17 protein-coding genes are annotated in these 20,730 nt (G+C 40.6%); 11 read left to right on the top strand and 6 right to left on the bottom strand.

Features of this window, described 5'->3' with window-relative positions:
* The first annotated feature begins 8 nt into the window (after positions 1–8).
* The 6 genes from L3Q70_RS05145 to L3Q70_RS05120 all read left to right on the top strand — a co-directional run bounded on the left by L3Q70_RS05145 (position 9) and on the right by L3Q70_RS05120 (position 7,195).
* Complete coding sequence (locus tag L3Q70_RS05145) at positions 9–386, top strand: DP-EP family protein (protein ID WP_193988531.1); 378 nt, start codon at positions 9–11, stop codon at positions 384–386.
* Positions 387–557: 171 nt separating this feature from the next.
* Complete coding sequence (locus L3Q70_RS05140) at positions 558–2,291, top strand: S8 family serine peptidase (RefSeq protein ID WP_237115007.1); 1,734 nt, start codon at positions 558–560, stop codon at positions 2,289–2,291.
* Positions 2,292–2,301: 10 nt separating this feature from the next.
* Positions 2,302–2,730: a hypothetical protein gene (locus L3Q70_RS05135; protein ID WP_237115006.1), complete on the top strand. Its 429-nt coding sequence runs from the start codon at positions 2,302–2,304 to the stop codon at positions 2,728–2,730.
* 154 nt (positions 2,731–2,884) lie between these two features.
* A complete protein-coding gene (locus L3Q70_RS05130) occupies positions 2,885–3,871 on the top strand; it encodes a sensor domain-containing diguanylate cyclase (protein ID WP_237115005.1) in 987 nt (328 codons plus the stop codon).
* A gap of 136 nt (positions 3,872–4,007) precedes the next feature.
* Positions 4,008–6,527: a TonB-dependent receptor gene (locus tag L3Q70_RS05125; RefSeq protein WP_237115004.1), complete on the top strand. Its 2,520-nt coding sequence runs from the start codon at positions 4,008–4,010 to the stop codon at positions 6,525–6,527.
* Between the two features lie 119 nt (positions 6,528–6,646).
* On the top strand, positions 6,647–7,195 hold the full coding sequence (locus L3Q70_RS05120) for a hypothetical protein (RefSeq protein WP_237115003.1): 549 nt from the start codon (positions 6,647–6,649) through the stop codon (positions 7,193–7,195).
* Here L3Q70_RS05120 and L3Q70_RS05115 read toward each other — a convergent pair.
* The 4 genes from L3Q70_RS05115 to L3Q70_RS05100 form a co-directional block, all read right to left on the bottom strand.
* On the bottom strand, positions 7,192–8,097 hold the full coding sequence (locus L3Q70_RS05115) for a tetratricopeptide repeat protein (RefSeq protein ID WP_237115002.1): 906 nt from the start codon (positions 8,095–8,097) through the stop codon (positions 7,192–7,194). The two genes, L3Q70_RS05120 and L3Q70_RS05115, sit on opposite strands and share 4 nt — an antisense overlap.
* Before the next feature lie 134 nt (positions 8,098–8,231).
* Entirely contained in the window at positions 8,232–9,584 is a 1,353-nt protein-coding gene (locus L3Q70_RS05110) for a magnesium transporter (protein ID WP_237115001.1), read from the bottom strand.
* An 85-nt stretch (positions 9,585–9,669) separates the two neighbouring features.
* A complete protein-coding gene (locus L3Q70_RS05105; protein ID WP_237115000.1) occupies positions 9,670–10,668 on the bottom strand; it encodes an AraC family transcriptional regulator ligand-binding domain-containing protein in 999 nt (332 codons plus the stop codon).
* A complete protein-coding gene (locus L3Q70_RS05100) occupies positions 10,652–11,569 on the bottom strand; it encodes a GGDEF domain-containing protein (RefSeq protein ID WP_062570445.1) in 918 nt (305 codons plus the stop codon). The genes L3Q70_RS05105 and L3Q70_RS05100 overlap by 17 nt, the downstream gene beginning before the upstream one ends.
* Before the next feature lie 284 nt (positions 11,570–11,853).
* Between L3Q70_RS05100 and L3Q70_RS05095 the strand changes: the two genes are divergently transcribed.
* Both L3Q70_RS05095 and L3Q70_RS05090 read left to right on the top strand, forming a co-directional pair.
* Complete coding sequence (locus L3Q70_RS05095; protein ID WP_237114999.1) at positions 11,854–14,154, top strand: TonB-dependent receptor; 2,301 nt, start codon at positions 11,854–11,856, stop codon at positions 14,152–14,154.
* A gap of 57 nt (positions 14,155–14,211) precedes the next feature.
* On the top strand, positions 14,212–16,140 hold the full coding sequence (locus L3Q70_RS05090; RefSeq protein ID WP_237114998.1) for a phytase: 1,929 nt from the start codon (positions 14,212–14,214) through the stop codon (positions 16,138–16,140).
* A gap of 84 nt (positions 16,141–16,224) precedes the next feature.
* On the opposite strand, the gene L3Q70_RS05085 is transcribed toward L3Q70_RS05090, so the two are convergent.
* Positions 16,225–16,809, bottom strand: coding sequence for a VTT domain-containing protein (locus L3Q70_RS05085; protein WP_062570442.1), 585 nt, complete (start codon positions 16,807–16,809; stop codon positions 16,225–16,227).
* Between the two features lie 58 nt (positions 16,810–16,867).
* Complete coding sequence (locus L3Q70_RS05080) at positions 16,868–17,776, bottom strand: GGDEF domain-containing protein (RefSeq protein ID WP_062570441.1); 909 nt, start codon at positions 17,774–17,776, stop codon at positions 16,868–16,870.
* Positions 17,777–18,164: 388 nt separating this feature from the next.
* Here L3Q70_RS05080 and L3Q70_RS05075 point away from each other — a divergent pair, with 388 nt between their 5' ends.
* From L3Q70_RS05075 to L3Q70_RS05065, 3 genes are all read left to right on the top strand, one after another.
* Positions 18,165–18,674 (top strand): hypothetical protein, encoded by a 510-nt coding sequence (locus L3Q70_RS05075; RefSeq protein WP_193988523.1) that lies wholly within the window; start codon positions 18,165–18,167, stop codon positions 18,672–18,674.
* Positions 18,661–18,906 carry a hypothetical protein gene (locus L3Q70_RS05070; protein WP_193988522.1) on the top strand — a complete coding sequence of 82 codons (246 nt, stop codon included), beginning with the start codon at positions 18,661–18,663 and terminating at the stop codon, positions 18,904–18,906. Before L3Q70_RS05075 ends, L3Q70_RS05070 begins: the two co-directional genes overlap by 14 nt.
* A gap of 570 nt (positions 18,907–19,476) precedes the next feature.
* Positions 19,477–20,709, top strand: a complete 1,233-nt coding sequence (locus tag L3Q70_RS05065; RefSeq protein WP_237114997.1) for a TMEM143 family protein — start codon at positions 19,477–19,479, stop codon at positions 20,707–20,709.
* Positions 20,710–20,730: the final 21 nt, after the last annotated feature.

Below are 20,730 nucleotides of genomic sequence, written 5' to 3'. Positions count from 1 at the left end.
GTAATAACATGAGCGAAAAAAAAACCTACAACTTTACTGTCAATATTGCACTCAATAGTAATAATGAGGCGATATTTACATATTTCCAAAACGGTCAAGAAGTTTCTGGAGGTGGTACTGTTAAAGAAAGAAACAGCCTTGGAATTTACACACTAAATGAAGCAACTGCTGCGAAAGGCTTTAAATTTACTGGCGCTAAATTTACAAACCTTGAGGGCAATTGCGCGCAAGATTTTACTCCTACAGTTATTGACAACGGTCTGGCCATTCATATAACAGACTCGGATGAGAATAAAGGTATAGTTTGTATGGTTTTCACCGTACATTACAATGGTAATAACTATGAAAGTGCTGATCCACAAATAATTAATAAAGAAGAAGACTAAAGCACTTTTTGAAGGCTCCATCAAGGAGCCTTTCACCAAGCCCCACAGCCTATAAAATCATCAGCCAAATACATACCAAAGGTTGTCACCAGAACAGAAAAGTGACACTATTGTATTATTAAAATAACTTTAATAATCATAACACTACATATTAAAAGGATTGTGTAATAAATGTATGTAAAACACGCGCTATTAAGTTTTTGCCTCCTCGGTACTTTTAGTACGATTGCAGTTGAAAATCTTAACAACAATGACCCACTGACTTCTCACCAATGGCATTTAAATGCCAACGATTCTGCTAGTACAGGTCTTAACCTCGTAGGCTCTGATTTAGTGGGTATAAAAGGTCAAGGTGTAACCGTTACAATTATCGACGGTGGTGTAGAGTTAACCCACCCTGATTTGTGGTCAAATGTGACCTCTGGATCAATAAACTTACGTGATAGCAATCAGCCCCTTGTTGATAGCGAAGGCCATGGCACAGCTGTTGCCGGTATTATTGCAGCGACTGAAAGCAACAACCTAGGTGGCCGTGGCGTTGCTCCTTCAGCAAAAATTATTGGTTTTAACTATTTAGAATCGCAATCAATCAGTAACTGGCTGCTTTCTCATGGCTTTTCAGGTGATGAGCTTGCCAGCTCGCGCGTGTTTAATCAAAGCTATAGCAGTAAACCAACATTGTTCACTAATGTCGACGCATCACTAACCATGGGCTTAAAAGAACACGCAATGAAGCAAGTTGTTTTAGACAGCAATGATGGTTTAGGTGCATTGTTTATAAAATCCGCTGGTAATGCTTATCAACAATACAATACATTTATTGGCGATACTGAATTCCAGATCATGCCTTATGAGAAGCAAGAGCGTTTTAACAATTTTGGCCTTCCATTTCACAATGCCAATGTTAGCGCTGACAATGCGAGCTTTTGGAACTTAGTGGTTTCTGCATACAATGCAGAAGGAAAATTAGCATCTTATTCTTCTGTTGGTGCGAATGTCTTTTTAACTGCACCAGGCGGAGAATATAGCCAAGATGGTGTGGGTATCACAACCACAGATTTAACAGGTTGTGACTTGGGGTATAACAGAGGCCATGACAATACACTAAATAACTTAGGTATTGATCCTTCTTGTGATGCGACCACAACAATGTATGGTACATCGGCCGCAGCGGCTAACACCTCGGGTGCTGTTGCACTGGTAATGTCTGCAAATCCACAACTGGATGCGCGCACCGTCAAACATGTGTTAGCAAAGACAGCTCGTAAAATTGATCAATCAAACCAAGGAGTCGCCCTTACTTTTACCAATAACAGCGATAATATTGTGAGCTATTCAGCTATTGATGGCTGGCAACAAAACAATGCAGGCTACCACTATCATTATTTTTACGGTTTAGGTGCGATTGATGTAGATGCAGCGGTTGCCTTAGCGAAAGAAACAACCAGCAACTTACCCCCTTTAAAAACAACTGCATGGCAAACGCATAATAATCACACCATCATTCCTGATGCGAGCTTAAATGGCGCGCAAGATAGTATGTCTAGCAATGAGGCGTTAACGATTGAAGCTGTACAGTTAAAGGTGTCGATTGATCACGCTCGTTTTAGAGATCTCGCTATTGAATTAATTTCTCCAGCAGGTACACGTAGCGTTTTATTAAGTCCTCGTACTGGCCTTATTAACATTAATAACGATAGCATCGAGAATGCTGTTTTATTAAGTCAGCATTTTTATGGCGAGTCATCTTTTGGTGATTGGAAAATTCGTTTAATCGACACTGACAAAGGTAATAGCCAAACGCTTTTATATAATGAAAAAACAGGTTTATTAAGTATGAATGACGAAAATAATAGCCTTGATGGCGTATTAAAATCATGGTCGCTGCGTTTCTATGGTCATTAATAAAGGAGTTATGATGAAAACTAACAACTATTTTGTTTCTGCTATATTAATTTTTTCTGTTCTTTTTTCTGTCAATGTAAGTGCGGCAGATATTACTTCAAGCAAAGCTCTGTTGACTCAATTAGCAAGTTCTAATAACGCTAATTTAGCGGTGGGTGACATTATCACTGACCAACAAAATGGTGCTGGTTTACAGCTAACGGGCGATTTAGTGCTACAGCTTACAGAGTCAGTTTATTTTGCTGACATTGCGACTCGCTATCAGTTAACATTCAAACATCAGGTCAGTGATTTTTTTGTTGTGAGCGCCGATTCAGCTAACCTCAGCCAATTATTAGCCCAATTAGCGAATGAACAAGCGATAACTCAAGTACAAATGGATACACGAAAACTGGATCAAAGTGAGGATCCTCAAGTAGAAAACGAAAAAGAACTATAACTCTCAATGATATTAGTTACGGCTCCTTTACAGGAGCCTTTAACCATTAAAAAACAACAACTTAAAACCAGAAGGTTACCAGAAGGTTTATTTGCACTTTTTTAAGTAACTTTATAGACACCAAAAACGTTTGCATTGGCAAAAAGGAACGAGTGTGTCTATTTCCAACAACAAAAATAAACAAACAAGCAAAATCACAAACCACGCAGAGGGTGCGTTACCTAACTCTATAAACTCAGATCAGCTCGCTTTAATTGCACAGATGTTTCAACACATGGCTGAGGGTGTTTTTATCATCAATGGTCAAGGCACGTTTGAATTTGCCAACCCGATGGCTGCACAACTTTTTGGTGATAACCAAGAGGCCTTAATTGGTCAAAACCTATTACATTATCTGCACGATACCGACCGCGATAAATACATGTATACACTACTAAGCTGGTTAGATCATAAAGACTCACCAATTAGTTTAGGGCCGAATGAAGTTAAAATTAACCGTGCCGACAATAAAACCCTTGATGCTGATTTATGTATATCAAGCTTACCTAAAAATATCGCTATTGCAGATAATTTATTTATTTGCGTTTTACATGATTTATCATCACATAAAGAGCAGTATAATCGCTTAATAAAACAAGCCACAACCGATCACTTAACAGGCCTTGCAAACCGCCTTACTTTGGAAGAATCATTAAAAAAACATTGGCAAGAAAGTGTGCAAACAAATCAGGCTATTAGTACTATATTAATTGATATTGATTATTTTAAACTATTTAACGATCGATTCGGTCATGTTAAAGGTGATAAGTGCTTACAAAAAGTAGCGAGTATAATTGCCGAGTCACTGCCCTCTCATGACTGTTTAGCAGCGCGTTACGGTGGTGAAGAATTTGCCGTTATATTACCAAGGTGTCAAAAAGACACAGCCGCAGCAATTGCAAAACATATTCAAATTAAAATCAATACAATGTCATTTACAGATATAGGTTTACCCAGTGATTTTAGAATAAGTGTAAGCCAAGGCATTGCGTGTGAATTTAATAACCAATACCGTACATCAGAGGCGTTAATTTGCGCAGCCGATACCGCGTTGTACCGTGCCAAAACAGAGGGACGCAACAAGATCAGTATTAGCGCGTAAACACATAATTAACAACGTAAAAAACTAATTAACAAGTCGCGTTAGTTACACATATACTATACTTTTATGTTATTTGTTTGTTCCCATTATGCGTTTTACACTGCGCTAAAATAGATAAGTCAGATGGGAATCAAAAATGGCATTATTCAACAAATTACCTTTGCAACTTGCAATCGCAAGTACGCTTGCTGCATCAGTGACTGCAATCGCTGCTGAGCAACCTGCTGAAAATACAGCAAAAGATATTGAAGTTATTTCAGTGACGGGCACACGCCGTAGTTTACGTAGCCTGTCAGAAAGTACTGTTCCGGTTGATTTATTAACAAGCCGCGACTTAGCAAGCACAGGTCAGCTTGAAATTAGCCAAGTACTTGCCTCACAGTTACCGAGTTTTAACTACCCAAGTGCAACCCTTGCCGATGGTACTGACCACGCAAAACCTGCGGTATTACGTGGCCTTGCACCGGATCACACACTGGTATTAGTCAACGGTAAACGCCGCCACGCGGGTGCACTATTAAACTTAGGTGGTACCGTAGGTCGTGGTTCAACGGCGGTTGATTTAAATAATATTCCTACCTCAGCAATTAAACGCGTAGAAGTACTGCGTGATGGCGCTGCCGCGCAATATGGTTCTGACGCCATTGCTGGTGTAATTAACATTGTACTAAAAGATGCCGACGAAGGCGGTAGTGTAAGCTACACCTATGGTGAGTACGACACACAAATGGCAGGCTCGCCACAATTATTAGGCACAAGCGCAGATAGCGAAGGCAACTTAAGCTTTGCAAAAGGCGCTGACCGCAATTTAAACGATGGTATTTCGCGCACCGCAAGCGCTAATGCGGGTTTCTCATTTGCAGATAATGGCTTTATTAATATTTCAATTGAATCGCGTAATAACGAGCCAACTAACCGCTCAGGTATTGACCAGCGTGAACAATATAGCCGCGATGCAAACGGTAACCTAGATCCACGTGAATTCGACTTTGACCGCTACAACCACCGTTTTGGTAAAGCCGATATTGAAGATATCGCCCTATTCTATAACCTAGGTTATGAGTTTAACGACACGTTATCGCTTTATTCTTTTGCTAGTTACTCAAACCGTAAAGGTAACTCGGCTGGTTTTTACCGCCGTGCGAAAGACTCGCGTAATTTACCTGAAGTATATCCTGACGGTTTCTTGCCACAAATTGATACCGACGTAGATGACTACTCATTTGCTATTGGCCTGAACGGCGAAACCAATGAGTGGACATGGGATCTAAGCAGCAACTATGGTCGTAATGACTTTGGTTTAGGTGTTAGCAACAGTTTAAACACGTCAATGGGCGTAAATAGCCCAACAGAGTTTGATAACGGTGCGCTTGTGTACGAGCAATACCTAGTTAACATGGATGCCAGCAACACGCTTGATTTAGGCTTACCTGACGATGTGTTTGTCACCATTGGTGCAGAGTATCGCCACGAAAACTACCAAATTAAAGCAGGTGAAACAGCTTCTTATATCACGGTACTTGATGATGCAGGCAACCCTGTTGCTGCCGGTGGTGCACAAGTTTTAGCAGGCTTTTCACCTGACAGTGCAACTGATGAAAGCCGCCATAATGTCGCTGTATTTGCTGAGTTTGATACCTACCTTACAAGCGACTGGAATGTAGTTCTTGCTGGCCGCTTTGAAGATTACAGTGACTTTGGTAGTACTTTTACATCAAAACTGGCTTCTCGTTACAGCGTGAATGAATCATTGTCTCTACGTGGTGCAATTAGTACTGGATTTAGAGCGCCGTCACTTGCACAAACGTCTTACAAATCGGTAAGCACGGTATTTGAAAATGGTATTCCAAGTGAAGTTGGTTTGTTCCCTGTTGATGAACCTGCGGCGCGCGCATTGGGGGCTCGTGACCTTGATGCAGAAGAATCAGTCAACATGACTGCGGGCTTTATCTTTACGCAAGGTAACTTTAGTTTAACGCTTGATGCATATCGCATCGACATTGATGACCGTATTGTGTTGTCTGAGAACTTAAGTGGCCCTGCCGTAGAGGCTATTTTAGCCGGGGCCGGTGAGCAAAATACTCAAAGCGTTCGCTACTTTACCAATGCCATTGATTCACGTACGCAAGGTGTTGATATTGTTGCAACCTATTCATTAGGGCTTGAGAACTACGGTGACTTACGCTTAAGTGCAGCCGTTAACTTTAATGACACCGAAGTCACTCATGTTAAAGAAAACCCTGCTGAACTTGAAGCCCTTGGTGATAGCTACGAATACTTTGCGCGTCGTGAAATTACCCGCTTCGAAGAAGGCACGCCAGCAAATAAGTGGAACTTGTCTGCAACATGGGACGTTGAAAACTTCCAAACAACACTTCGCGCCACGCGTTACGGCGAAGTGGTGGATACATCAAGCACACCAGAGGGTGATGAAGTCATTGATGCAAAATGGATCACTGATTTAGAGGTGGCATACCGCCCATCTGCACAATGGAAATTTGCTGTTGGCGCAAACAACTTATTTGATCAGTACCCACAAGATACTGTAAGCAACATAGGTTACAGCGACTTTAATCAAATTTTCACTTATAGTGCGTTTACACCTTATAGTTTAGATGGCCGTTTCATCTACGGTAACATCACTTATAACTTCTAAAAATAATCGGTGCTGGCTTAGGCTAGCACCGCTTCCTTATAAAAATATAACTCGTTTAACCAACTTTTTTCACACTTGCTGCGACTAACTTAATAACGTAACCCATTAAGGACAGCATTATGAATTTAGTACGCATCACAACATCAGCTCTATTAGCCGCAGCCACCACTGCCTGTATTGGTCTTTCTAACGCAAGCACAACAATTGACGATAACAACTACCGTGTTATCACCTTTAAGGACTGTAAAAAAGTGCATGAAGGCACGTTAAACAATGAGCAAATCGCCGCCTATCAACAATTAAAGCGTGAGCAAGAAAAACTTGAATCACTGGAGCTTCCCCTCACTGAGATGGAGCAGCAAGTCACAGAATACTCACAGCAGATAGAAGCAATTACAGAAAAGGCCGTGGTAGAAGACGAAGACCACCTAAGAATCAACAAAGATTTATTAAAAGAGCAAGATGAATTAACTCATAAACTTGATTCGCTCATTGCTTCTCATGATGCCGACTTTAAAGCGTTAAATGAGCAAGCTAAACAAATGGAAAAAGCGGCTAAGTTATTTGATGAGGCTATGAAACCTATGATGCAGCAGGGTGAATCGACTCATTTGCAAATTTTAGCGCCAGGCGAAGCTGAAAAATCAGGCTGTTTTTACTCTATCTAAAGTGCACTTTTAAGCTGTGTATAAAGAGCGGTATGCGTTTGGCGAATATCGTCTTTATGCACTTGCTTAAACCACTTAACAGTTTGCTCATGATTACCTGCTTGCCAGTTTAGCTCAGCTAAACGTAATTTATAGATAGCGAGAATCAGTTGATCAGTCGATTCACTCATATACTCAAGCGCTTGTTGATAATAGTGTTCTGCTTTTGAGTAGTGCCCCAATAATTGATGGGTACGTGCTAAGTTCCCTAGTGCAATGGTTATTTTACGGGCATGAGTGGTTTTTAAAATCCAGTCAACTGCGGCCTCTCTACTGATCAAAGCACTCTCTAAATCACCCAAAGAATGAAATACATGGGCTTTGTTTGATGACAACTCAAAATGAAAAATAGGGTCTTTGCTCTTACCAAATCGACGCTCGGCTTTATCAAGAATTTGTAAAGCCGTTTCTTTATTACCAAATACATGCTGTAAATTTGCCAATTCAACCATGCGCATTGGGTTACCAAACGAGTCAAAAATAGCCTGTAGCTTTTCAAACGCTTTCGTTGCATATTTTTGAGCTACTTCGTGCTCCCCGAGGTAATGCATTGATTTAGCGTAATAAAAGTACACCTGAACTTGAAATACTTCAGGTAGTTCGGGAGTTTGAATGAAAGGTTCGGTATGTTCTTTTAAAGGAAGAAAGTCCATTTGATCATAATAATAATCAAACTGATAAGACTTAATTTCATACCAACGGTCTGAATGAAACTCACTGTTTTTAAGCTGTAGGTTTATATAGTCTAGGCAACTTAATTGCTTTCGCTGCGCACAATAAACCTCATGGTCACTGAAGTTTTCAGAAGCACTGCTCTGAAAAGACAACAAACCGAGTAATAACAGCATTAATCTATTTTTCATTCACTACTTTCTCAGTGAGTACACATATAAAAAGTAACAAAAAAGAATGAATTTTGACAGTATATTTTTAATTTATTGTTACAAATGTAATTAAACAAGAAGCCTTTATAAAGGCTTCTTGTTTATTTTTGACGCTAAAGTAGCAGTAAACTACCCAAACCAAGGAACGTTACAAAGCCGACAATATCAGTGACTGTAGTCAAAATAACGGAGCCCGAAAGTGCAGGATCTATCTTAAGCTTATCCAAAATAGATGGGATCACCACACCTGATAGTGATGCAGCAACTAAGTTTAATAGTATGGCAATCGTAATGGTTAAACTCAGCATTCCGTCGTTAAACCAGAAGTAAGTGAGCACACCAATTACAAACGCCCATACACATCCATTTAATGCACCAACCCTAAGTTCTTTTTTCAATAGTGCTCTGCGGTTAGAGTCTGTCACCTGACCTAGTGCTAAACTGCGCACAATAACCGTTAACGTTTGGCTTCCTGCAATTCCGCCCATCGACGCAACCACAGGCATCAGTACCGCAAGTGCTACAACCTGTTCAATGGTCGCACCAAATAAGCCGATAAACCAAGAAGCTAAAAACGCAGTAGCCAAGTTAATACCCAACCAAATACCGCGGTTTTTTGCAGACTTTGTTACACTTGAGAACAGGTCTTCGTCTTCACGAAGACCACCCGCTTTAGCAGCGGCTTCGTCGGTTACTTCTTGGCGTAATTCATACGCCGATGACACTGATAAGCGGCCTAGCAGTTTGTTGTCGGCATTCACCACCGGCATGGCCATTTTTTCGCTATGTATTACCACTTCAGCAGCTTCATATAGGTCATCATCAGCATGCAAAGCCGACACATCAAGGTTCGCATAATCAAGTAAGCTGTCGTTATCGTTGGCTTTAAATAGAGCATTGATTGCCACTTCACCTATCAATGTGCCTTTGCGACTCACTAAATAAATTACTTCGGTATATTGCGGTAACCCTTTTTGAAAAATCTTACGGGCACCTGCCACGGTAAGCTTTTCCGACACTTTTAAGGCATCAAAATCTAACCAGTGACCTAATTGCTCTGGATTATATTGTTGTGCTAACTCATATTGTTTTGTTTGAACTTCATCAAGTTGGCGACGGGCATAATCAACAAACCGCTCAGGAATGATTTCTTCCAGTTCAAGTAATTCTTCGACACTGACTTCATCAAGTAACTTAAACCCCTCAGCTTCATCTAAGCTTTGTAATAGCCAACGACAACTATCGCCACCTAAATTAATGAAAATTTCGTGTTGTGTATCTTCATCAAGTAGCTGCCATATCTCTAAACGCTGTTCTTTTGGTAAGGCTTCAAATAAAAGCGAAAGATGCTCTGTAGAGAGTTTTTCTTTGGCATCAGCAAGTAACTTGTTTTTACGGGTGGTGGTATCACACTGTAGTAGCTCATCAATGAGCTGCGGAAGTTGGTCAACAGGGTATTCAATCATCTGCAAACTCGGTTAAATACATCAATAACAACAGTCTAACCTAGCTTTATAAAAATAACTGCTACTCAATAAATTTATTTTTAAACTAAATTTTTAATTGGCTTGGGGTGATCCCTGTCCAGCGTTTAAACGCACGCCTAAAGTTTGCTATATCGTAAAACGATAAGCGCATAGCCACTTGCTCATTACATTGCTTACGCATGGCAAGCAGGTAAATCGCTTTACGCTTACTTTGCTCATCATACAATGTTGAAAAACGCACATTATGCGCTTTAAGTTTACGTTTAAAGGTTGCAGAGCTCATGGCAAAAGCACAGGCTACTTGCTCTAAGTTAAGAGCAGGATTTTGATAAATTAATCGCCCTACAGCCTCGACAAACGTTGTATTGGCACAATTGTATGCTGCAAGCTGTGAGTTAATTTGCGAAAAACGAAAACTACTAAAAGCAGGATTTTTCATTCGCAATACTTCTTTATTTAATATCCATTGCGTTATTGGCTTTTCAAACGCAACTTTTAAGCCTAGATGTTGCTCGTATTCTTGGCTATGTCTGGCACGTTTATAAGCAAAGTCAAATTGGCAATGAATACGCTCGCCCGCTACTTTCTTGAGAATTTGATAAAACGCTGCACTGTAAATTTCCATAACATATTGGCTCATTTCATCATCAAGGCCGACGGCGTTTTGCAGCACAATATGATATTGCTCATTGTGTAGATAACTATAACTAAACAACAACGGAGCCAATTGCATACGCAATGTGTGTAATTGCTTAAGTGCCTGACCAATACTTTGGCTTTGCAGTACGCCTTGGGCGGCAACGGAGGTATCGTTAGCAAGCTGGCTGCCAAGCAAAAACCCACTGTCAGCGGATTTCATCAACACCTTAAATTGAGCCAGTAAACGTACTTGCTGTGAAATACTAAACTGATGTTGCACGCTCATTAAGTCTTGCTCAAACACCCCTGTGCCTCTAAGCAATTTATGAAGCTCCACTCCACGGCTCAAAGCAAGCTCTACTAGCGTGGTGATAAGCCCCTGTGCAGTGAGGTATTTGTCATCTTGATTAAGATACGGCTTCACTATGACTCACTCTTTGTTGTTTTTGTTGTTGTAACTGGGTATGTAAGCGAGCGCTCAAACTGTGCGCTGAATCATCTTGTTTTCGGCTCACTAAAGCAGACGAAACATGTTGAAACTTAGCCTGTTTAGCACCTTCAACTTTAAAAGCACAATGTGTCAGCGCGGCGATTATTTGCGTTACCAACTCTTTGCCTTGCTGTTCAGTTGTATTTGGCATCAACACCATAAAACAGTCACCTGCATAGCGACACACAACATCACTCAAGCGACAGTTCATTAACACCAGCTCGCTTACTTCGCTCAATAAGCGATCGCCTTCCATAAAGCCAAATTCAGCGTTAAAGTTTGAAAAGTCTCGAATATCAATTGCCGCCAACTGCAAGGGTTGTGGCACGGTTAATTGATCTTTCAGTACGCTTTGCAAATAATTGGCTTTGTAAAGCCCTGTTATCGAGCACACTAACTCATGCTCGCGATGCATTGCTTCACGACGTTTTAGTTGGCGATTTAATACATATTGCTCTTTGTGCCATTGATAGAGACCAATGCTTGTAAAAATCATCCCTACAGGGGCAGGTAAAGATTCGATCCAAGTAAGCCAAGTATTAGTGGGCTGATGCAGCCATTCATCAAATAAATCGAGAGAAGCTGAAAACATAAAAAGCCCAAGCCCCAAAACTAAAAAACTGGTGACTTTACTGGGAGGCCTTGAAATAAGCAGTGCTGCAATCCATGTCAGTGTCATCAACACAATGCCACCTTCACCTAAAATATCTAACCATGCAATGTCGGCAAGTGGTTTTAACTCCCCTGCTTGTGCGCTTAGCAAAAATGCAATTACAAACAGGGCAATCACAACATTGGTTAACAATCGATGATGAGTAAAAGGGTTAAATCGCATTTTCTATACCTAACAATAAATCACACTGCCATGCTAACCCGTTAGCATTTAAAGCAGCAGGGTCATATTAGCTCAATGATGTGACAGCAAAACGACAGTGCTCCCTTTTTAAATCCTTTCAGCGCTGTATTTACTTTAATTTAGTAGGGTGATTGCAGCTCAAAATGCTTTTAAAACACCTCCAATTGCTTGTTTTTACTGGTTGTTAGCGGTTTTTTGTCACATTTGCGTCATTTAAGCTGGGTAGTTTGCTCTCCAAACCAAGGACAATCAGGAGCAACCCCATGAAACAATTTAAAACGAAGGCGTTAGTCAGCGCTCTCGCCTTATGCCAATTCGGTGCCTATGCACAAGATGCACAAACGGCAGATGAAAAAAAAGTAAAAGTCTCAGAAGAGCTTGTTGTGTATGGTGAAATTGGTTATCGCAACCGTTCACAAGAACTTGCCCCCACACTTGAGTATTCGCAAGAATACTTCCAGCGTTTTGAGCCACTTACCGCAGGTGACGCATTGAAGCGTGTACCAAGTGTGACGTTTTTGTCTGACGTTTTAGAATCAGATGGAGCACGTATGCGAGGCTTGAGCCCTGCTTATACTAAGGTGCTTATTAATGGCGAAGAAGTGCCAGGCGCAGGTGCAGACCGCTCATTTTTTGTTGACCGCATTCCTGCAGAGCTCATTGAGCGTGTAGAAATTATTCGTGCATCAAGTGCAAACCGCTCAGCCGATGCCATTGCAGGTACACTAAACATCGTTCTTCGTGATGGCTACAGTTTAGATGGTGGTTATTTGCGTGCGGGTGGCCTACGTTATGATGATGGCGAATTAAAAGAAAGCTTTGCAGGCGTTTACGGTACTGAATTTGCAGGTGGTCGCTTATTACTTGGCGCAAACTTACAAGGCCGTTATAACCCAAAACAAAAATCAAGCCGACGCTATGGCGACAGCCCTGAAAATAACGCCAATTATCAAACGGAAGAGTTTGATAACCGCGAAGATCAAACCGACACCCGCGACGGTGACGATACCTCACTCAATGCCAGCTACGAAATCGCCTTTGATAATGGCAGTAAATTCGATATAAGCGCTATTTGGGTTGATACAGACCGAACAGAAGATGAACGTTCATTTGAATACGACGACCCAACCGCCACCAGCAATTCGATTGTTGAAGGGGGGAATCTTGAAACCGACAATGCCAATGTATCTTACATTGATCAAACCAACTACAACATTAACTCAGGCTATGAGCTACCACTTTTTGGTGGCACCAGTAAATTCAAATTAGGGTTTGCACGCTTTGAAGAGTCTGTGTACGAACAAGAAGTAGAAATTGATACCTCTGAACTTCCTATGGTATTCGAAGAAGAGGAAGAAACCGTTGATATCGACGATAAAGAGTGGTCATTGCAATGGCAACACAGCCTATTTGCGGGTGAAAATAAAACCATTCAATTTGGTGCGTTTTTACAAGGTAAAGAACGTGATACGGCGGTTTATCAAGCCGAAGGGGAAAGCGAACAAAACTTTGCAAGCTGGGATCAGTTCAGCAAAACCCCACTGTCGCTGGCAGGCTTTAACAACGAGTTTGAAGCAGCCGCTGGCGGTGTAAATACACTTGAAGAAGACCGCCTAGATGTGTTTGCACTGGTAAAACACGAAGATCAAGATTTCTCGTGGGAAATGGGTGTGCGTTATGAGTCAACCGACTCAAACATTACCGATAAAACTGAAGGTGTAACAGCAGACAATGACTACGACTTTTTCTTACCGTCAGCCCATTTACGCTACAACGTTTCTGAAAACGGCCGTGTAAGTGCCTCAGTTGCACGCAGCCTGCGCCGCCCAGATTTTGATTACATCACCCCAGCTCTACTTGAAAAAGAATTAGGTGATAACGACTTTTTAGGTAACCCAGACCTTCAGCCAGAATCATCGTGGGGTATGGACCTTGGTTATGAGTATCGCTTAGGCAAAAGCGGCGTAGTAGGTATCAATGTATTCTACCGTGATGTTTCTGACCTGATTGAAATTGCTAATACTGGCGTAGAAGGTTCAGAAGGCGAAGGCACCTATATATTGCAACCACGTAACACAGGTGATGGTACTGTGAAAGGGGTTGAACTTGACTTATCAACGCCTCTTTCGGCCCTTAGCATGCCAAACACAGGGGTGTTTTTTAACTACTCATGGCTTGATTCAGAAGTAGATGACGCCTTTGGTAGCCGTAAATTTAACGACCAATCTGACTATGTTTTTAACGTTGGTTTTATTCAAGATCTACCTGATTTAGGCGCTTCATTCGGTGCAACTTACCGTAAACAAGGAGATGCTTATGGCCGTATTGTGGGTGAAGAAGTGACTACACACTACGGTGCAGACCTTGAAGTATTCGTAGAAAAACGCTGGCAAGACGTCACGCTTCGTTTAGTGGGTTCAAACCTACTAGATGCAAGCAAAGACGAGAGCTTTAACAAGTTCGACACTGTTGATGATCAAATCAACCGCGACTTTGACGAATACGAACTGGAATCTGAAGAAGCAGGCCCAGTCATTCAGTTAATGCTGCGCTACGCGTTTTAATACACAAAGAGTGATTAAGGCAGCTCACTGCTGCCTTATTTTATAGTTGGGGATCCCATGAATTTTACAAAACCACTAAACCTTGTTGCCAGTGCAATATTACTAAGCACCCTCGCAGCCTGTAGCCAAACAACAGCAACCGAGGCACCAAGTAAAAACCAATTAACTGCCTTTGGCGCAACCGAAAATATGCAAGGCTCACAAGCAGCAGCCCTTGCTGATGACGCTTGGCTATTAAGTTCACAAAGCCAAGGCTTACAACTGATAGATGCGAAAGGCGCTACGCATATTCTTAAAAAAGGGAATTTTGAAGCCTTATCTGTTAAATCAATCAATAATAATAACTACCTCGTTGCAAGTATTGATAACGAAGCCGACCAAGCGGTTATTTTTAGCTTACAAAAAACACCGAAATGGCAGTTAACTGAAATTAGCCGTATTACACCACCAAAAGCAAAACCAGAGGCAGTGTGCTTATTTGCAAACCCAACGACTCAAGCTGTGTCGGCGTTTGTAGCAGATGCTCGCGGACTTATTCGCGAAACCTTAGTGTTTGATATTGAAAATAAGCGCTCATTAAATATTGAATTGCGCGAATTTGCAGGGGTTAGTGAAACATCAGGCTGTGCAGTTGATGATAACAGTAAAACCCTTTATGTAAGTGAAGGCGAAGTAGGTATTTGGCAAATTAACGCTGATGCCGAATCTCGTGCCGATAAAAAACCCCTTGCTATGATGGCACCATTTGGCACTTTAGCCCCAGAGGTCGGCGGTTTAACAACAACAAGTGACGGTAGCTTATGGTTCACGACCTCAGAAAATAACCAATTGCACCGTCTTGAGAGCAAAACAAAGCGCTTTAACAGTTGGCAATTTGCAGATGAATTTGCAATCGAATCTGCTGCAATACGCTTTAACAGCAATCAAGCCGATATCGTGCTTTACGATGATGAATCTGGTCATTACCTTAAAGGGCAAATCGACGCCCTGCCTGAGCAGCAAAATAAGGCTAAAACAACGGCTATTAGTTATATTCATGCACAGGCACAAACCGATGCAGTGCGTGCTTTTGGTGATGCCGCCGATGATCCTGCAATTTGGGTTAACCCTAATAATGCAGAAAAAAGTCTGATCTTAGGCACCGATAAACGTCGTGGCTTGATGGTATACGACCTTGCAGGCAAAGAACTACAAGCATTGGAAACAGGCCGATTAAATAATGTAGATGTACGCCAACATTCAAGTATTGATAACTCTACAAATACGTGGATAGCAGGCAGTAATCGTACTTATAACAGCATTAGTGTGTATACCGTCGATACCAACAATCGGGTGCAACACCTTGCTGAACTGCCTACCTCACTCACTGAAATCTACGGTATGTGTATGTATTCATCAAACACAGGCAACTATGTGTTTATGAATGATAAATCGGGGCTTTTTCAACAATATAAACTAACTGGTAATAATGAGGGTGTATCAGCACAACTAGTACGTGAATTTAGTGTTCCAAGCCAACCTGAGGGTTGTAGTGCTGATGATAAAACCGCACAGTTATTTTTAGGCGAAGAAGACGAAGGTATTTGGTTTATTGGTGCTGAGCCAACAGCAGGAAATAAACCTGTCATGCTACAAACTGTGAACGATATGCTGGTGGATGATATCGAAGGAATGGAAATTTACCACGCTAAAGATGCACGTTATTTAGTGGTTTCTAGCCAAGGCGACTATACATATGTGCTTTATAAAATAATTGATGGCAATACACCAAGCCTTGAATTTTCAGGTAAATTTGCAATAAGCAATAACCTTGCACAAGCCATTGACGGTGTATCAGAAACTGATGGCTTAACCGTTACATCTGCCTCTTTACCTGGTTACCCTGAAGGTGTACTCATAGTGCAAGATGGGTATAACCGAATGCCACAAGCGCCGCAAAACTTTAAAATTATTGACTGGCGTGAAGTAAAAAAAGCACTTAAATAATGAAGTTGCAGAACTTAGGAAGGTGCTGAGGTAACTCAGCACCTTTTTTATTTCTATAATTTACAGCAAATCAAGCGGTAGGGATTAAATCAGTGTACTTAACCACCAAAGCAACAAGACCAGAATAGAGATACCTACCAACGCTTTGGTTTTATGCTTTTGAATAATACGTTCAGCTTGATTACCCGCATAATATACTACGACAGCTAAAGCAAAATACCGTATTGAGCGGGCAATAACCGTCGCTAATAAAAACAATACAATGGAGTATTTCGTGGCGCCAGCAGCGAGCATCGCAATCTGAAACGGAATGGGCACAATACCTAACGTTAAAACAAACCAAAAACCTTGTGACTGCATTTTTTGCTTCACTTGTTCGAACTGCTCTGGATTCGAAAAGGTATTTATGACCCAATCGCCAACAATATCAAACAAATAATAACCCAAGGCATAGCCAAATACTGCACCAATAATACAACCAACAGTCGCCATTAGCGCAATAAGCCAGAGTTTTTCACGGCGCGCTTGCATTAAAGGAACAAGCACCGCTTCTAACGGGATGGGCACTATGGTTGACTCTAAAAAGGATGCCACCGTAATCGATTTAAGCATATGTTTAGAATCAACAAACTGCCGTGTTTTTTGCTTAAGCTTTTTTCCTATTGCCATCATCTATCCTTAAGAGTCGTGTTCGTTTTAGCGTACAGCAAAAATCCTTAACCGTCCCTTACAAAGAGTGGCTATAGCGTCCTCGCCCTGCATTTTTAGCCTTATACAACGCTTGGTCGGCACGCTTCATCGTACAGCCAAAAGTCTCTGCATGACGCTTTGTCGCGGAGCCTACACTCACGCTTAATACTTTATTAGACGTAACCATTACATTATTTGCTAAGCACACTAATTGTTCACATATTTGCTTTAGCTGTAACACATCATCTGTAGGTATAAAAAGGGCAAACTCCTCACCTCCGATACGGGCAAATAAAATCGCAGGGTCTAGCTTCTGCTGGCATCTATCAACAAAATCAATTAACACTTGATCGCCCACGTCATGCCCATATTGATCGTTGATTGCTTTAAAGTGGTCAATGTCCACTATTGCCAGACTATGCTTTTTTATTTGGTTTTGCTGCATGAAATGATAGAAATAGCGGCGGTTATAAGCCTTGGTTAGTACATCTGTTTTGAGTTCGTCAGCTAACTTTTTATATGCTTTAGAGAGATCTGATAGCGCCAAAAAAAGCCCTGCTCCCGTAATAAGCATACCGATTGTTCTAAACATGTCTTCAACGTAAATGCCTATCCACTTAGGCTGATAAACAAACTCATCTAAAAAATCAAACGTTAAGCCGATACTCCATAGAAATATACCACTACTGAGAAATAGATAACTGACTTTGACAACTGCCGAGGTTTGCACAAACGAAAAGATAAAAATCAGAATTAGTAAGTTGATAACATCAGAGAGTACACCATTTATGTAAATGTCTGCTTCGAGGTGATGGTAAATCGACAAATAACCAACAACAATACCCAACAGAGTAATAATGAATAGGCTAATAAAGCATTGTTTTAATCGTTTTGAAGCCGGTGGTGAATTAACACCGCCCTCTACTGGTATCATTGTTTTTTTCATCAAGCACAACCACCATGACGGCAAGTGAGTAAAACAGTAACAAAGAGCAAAAATAAGTACAGAAAATTGCAATAATCTTCAGATAAAAACAGTATTTGGAATGGAGTAATTAATCTAAAAGCAATCCTTCAGGATGATTTAAATTACCTAAAGTAGAACCAATGAGCTTAAAGGGATCTGCTTAGCGCTTGTAGGATATTACTTGTGGCACAGTTGTCTTGAATGCTCGGTTTCTAACGAACATAATCTCATTGTTATTGATAAACAATGCTGCTAATTTGTTTAAGCGGGTAAATAAAGTAAGTGCTAGTTTTTGTCATCCATCCAATCGAATTTTGCTCTAGCGGGAGTTGGCACTTTTAAGCTTCATGGATACAGGAAGATCTATATGAGAACAATGGAAAACATTATAATTGAGCGTGGTGATCTTGAGAAAATATACCGCTCGGATCATGACCTTACACTCTGGCGCGGATTACATATTGATGAGGTTAACATCAAGACAAACCCACTGTATCCAGACCTTGCTCGAAAAAGACTTCAAAATGGTAAGATTCGAGAGCCTGATGTTGAGGTTTACAACTCAGAGGTTAATGGAAAACAGTATGTCAAATCTGAGGAAGGTAAAGGTACTTCAGTTGTAAATACTGATGGTATGTTTGGCTACAAAAAATGGGAGTATTTTATAATCCCCGCAGGAACCCCTATCAGAAATAGGCTTATCATCACAAAAGACCATGTTATCCCCAGAAAAAAGACAAAGGATAATGGACCTGTATGGCATTATTCAATTTCCCCAAATTACGATATGCCAGTAACAGAGTTTTTAGACGCGCTAGATGAATTAGCGAGAGATGCCGGAATTAGAATACAGGTTAGAAAACATGCAAACTCCTGATCACCGAATGATGTCTGTGTGCATTCAAGCATTACAAGATGCTATCAAATACTATGAATTTTTATCGCAATCAGAAACTGTCGATCTTGATGATTATCAAGAATGTATTTTTATGTATGAAAGGCAACTATGTCAATTGGTTAAACTATACAAAAAAGCAGAAGCAGAAGGAAACGTCAATATCCCTTTAGAAGAACTACTATCCCCACCCTACGATGAGTTAAAAAGCTAGTCAAAATGAATGCGTTAACAGCTCTTTCCCCCGCACCAGTGTCTGTATCAGAGTTTTGTCTTCGTCCTGAAAACATTGATCTAAAGGGGCTTTGTAAATGAAGGTTTTTTTTCAAAATACATTAAAAGTGTTTTACGCATTTGTAGAGCAATTTGTATTTTATATTGCGGCTATAATTGCATTCCTATGTTGGGTATCTTTTGAAAATATATACTTAGCAATTTCACTTTTTATTTTAATTTGTTTACTTTTTTGGGCAATCCCGTCTGTTGTGAAGCGAAATAAGTAGAGCTTAAATGTTTATCATCAGGACATTTTTCGCTTTACTCTGGTTTGCGGTTAGTTCACCACTTTACCGCAAACGTCATTAAGTGAAAAACACCTGTAAAAACAATTTTAAGCATTTTTTTTAACATAATTATAGATAGTCTATAGTTATTGTAACTCACAGCACATACCTAGCTTTCAGACTCCAACAGCCCAAGTTAAGCCTTATTCTGTTTAAAATATCGCATTTACGTGATTATTTTTTTATGATGCCAAGCATATTTAATAACACGCTATTTAGTAATGACGAACGCTCGCTTTATTCCTTTTCGTAAATACGACATCATCACCCTGTGCCAAGCCTACCTAAATGAAGAGGATCATCAGTCATTCGCTGAATTTTCGACTATTTTGCAAAGTGTTATTCATTACCAATACCATGACTTATTAGAGTCATTAAAAAATAACTATGCCCCGTTTGATCCCAATGCAGACACACGTTTGTTAAACCCGATTGACGATAAAACACGTAAAGCACACCAAGCTAAATTCGCGCAACAGTTTGCCACAGTGCTTAACGCAGCAAATTATGAAACCATCACCAACCAAGACTTACAAGAAGCACTTAATGAAGAATCGCTTTTTAAAGTACGTTTAGCTGTGGAGTTTGCTGACTTTGCCGAAGTGGTGTTCTATCGCCGTGGAGAATCTCAAAAAACAGAAACGCTACGTACTTGGTGGGGCTTAAGAAAAAAGCAAGTTAAATTTACTAATTACGATCGTGTTGCCATATTCATTCGCTTTAAAGATGAACAATATTTTTTAGAGAAAGGCAAAAAGCCTATGGGTTTTGAGCCTAGCTCAACCATTGTTAAGCTATTTCAGAATGTTCCAAAAGCTGACTTAGAAATGCTATTTCCAAATAGCGAAGTGAAAATGCGCCCTATCGATAAACTTATTATTGGCTCTTCAGCTTTGGTAGGCGGAACTGTGGTATTGGTTACTAAATTAGGTGCATCTATTTTACTGTTAATTGCCATGATTGCTTTTTGGGGAGGCTGGCGCAGCGAAGAAGTGCACATGAGCCAACAGCACTTTATTACTTTTGCCATTGGTATGGGTGTATTTGGCAGCTTTATTTTTAAGGAATGGAGCAAGTTTAAAAACCGTAAAATTCGCTTTATGAAAGCCTTGGCAGATAACTTATATTTTAAAAATCTCGATAACAATGCGGGCGTTTTTCATACCTTAGTAGATGCAGCCGAAGAGGAAGATGTAAAAGAAGCCCTGCTCGCTTATACGTTTTTACTCAAAGCAGATGAAGCAATTAGCTCAGTCCAATTAGATCAGCGCATTGAAGCATGGTTTTACAGCACTCAGCAATGCCAACTCGACTTTGAAATTGACGATGCACTTAGCAAACTCGTCAAGCTCAACCTTGTTGAAGAAACTCACGGTTTATATCAAGCGGTTGATTTAAAAACAGCAAAGCAACGTTTAGATGCGCGCTGGGATGGATTTTTCACCTTTGCTTAATGCTACTTTATCTCATTGAGC

The organism is Pseudoalteromonas sp. CF6-2, from assembly GCF_021729425.1.
Taxonomy (GTDB): Bacteria; Pseudomonadota; Gammaproteobacteria; order Enterobacterales; family Alteromonadaceae; genus Pseudoalteromonas; species Pseudoalteromonas arabiensis.
This window is presented reverse-complemented; position numbering and strand designations above follow the sequence as displayed.

What these genes read in the sequence shown, in the direction of transcription:
- L3Q70_RS05145 (WP_193988531.1), top strand. Translation starts at nt 9, where the DNA reads ATGAGCGAAAAAAAAACCTACAACTTTACTGTCAATATTGCACTCAAT.
- L3Q70_RS05140 (WP_237115007.1), top strand. Translation starts at nt 558, where the DNA reads ATGTATGTAAAACACGCGCTATTAAGTTTTTGCCTCCTCGGTACTTTT.
- L3Q70_RS05135 (WP_237115006.1), top strand. Translation starts at nt 2,302, where the DNA reads ATGATGAAAACTAACAACTATTTTGTTTCTGCTATATTAATTTTTTCT.
- L3Q70_RS05125 (WP_237115004.1), top strand. Translation starts at nt 4,008, where the DNA reads ATGGCATTATTCAACAAATTACCTTTGCAACTTGCAATCGCAAGTACG.
- L3Q70_RS05120 (WP_237115003.1), top strand. Translation starts at nt 6,647, where the DNA reads ATGAATTTAGTACGCATCACAACATCAGCTCTATTAGCCGCAGCCACC.
- L3Q70_RS05115 (WP_237115002.1), bottom strand. Translation starts at nt 8,097, where the DNA reads ATGAAAAATAGATTAATGCTGTTATTACTCGGTTTGTTGTCTTTTCAG.
- L3Q70_RS05110 (WP_237115001.1), bottom strand. Translation starts at nt 9,584, where the DNA reads ATGATTGAATACCCTGTTGACCAACTTCCGCAGCTCATTGATGAGCTA.
- L3Q70_RS05100 (WP_062570445.1), bottom strand. Translation starts at nt 11,569, where the DNA reads ATGCGATTTAACCCTTTTACTCATCATCGATTGTTAACCAATGTTGTG.
- L3Q70_RS05095 (WP_237114999.1), top strand. Translation starts at nt 11,854, where the DNA reads ATGAAACAATTTAAAACGAAGGCGTTAGTCAGCGCTCTCGCCTTATGC.
- L3Q70_RS05090 (WP_237114998.1), top strand. Translation starts at nt 14,212, where the DNA reads ATGAATTTTACAAAACCACTAAACCTTGTTGCCAGTGCAATATTACTA.
- L3Q70_RS05085 (WP_062570442.1), bottom strand. Translation starts at nt 16,809, where the DNA reads ATGGCAATAGGAAAAAAGCTTAAGCAAAAAACACGGCAGTTTGTTGAT.
- L3Q70_RS05080 (WP_062570441.1), bottom strand. Translation starts at nt 17,776, where the DNA reads ATGAAAAAAACAATGATACCAGTAGAGGGCGGTGTTAATTCACCACCG.
- L3Q70_RS05075 (WP_193988523.1), top strand. Translation starts at nt 18,165, where the DNA reads ATGAGAACAATGGAAAACATTATAATTGAGCGTGGTGATCTTGAGAAA.
- L3Q70_RS05070 (WP_193988522.1), top strand. Translation starts at nt 18,661, where the DNA reads ATGCAAACTCCTGATCACCGAATGATGTCTGTGTGCATTCAAGCATTA.
- L3Q70_RS05065 (WP_237114997.1), top strand. Translation starts at nt 19,477, where the DNA reads ATGACGAACGCTCGCTTTATTCCTTTTCGTAAATACGACATCATCACC.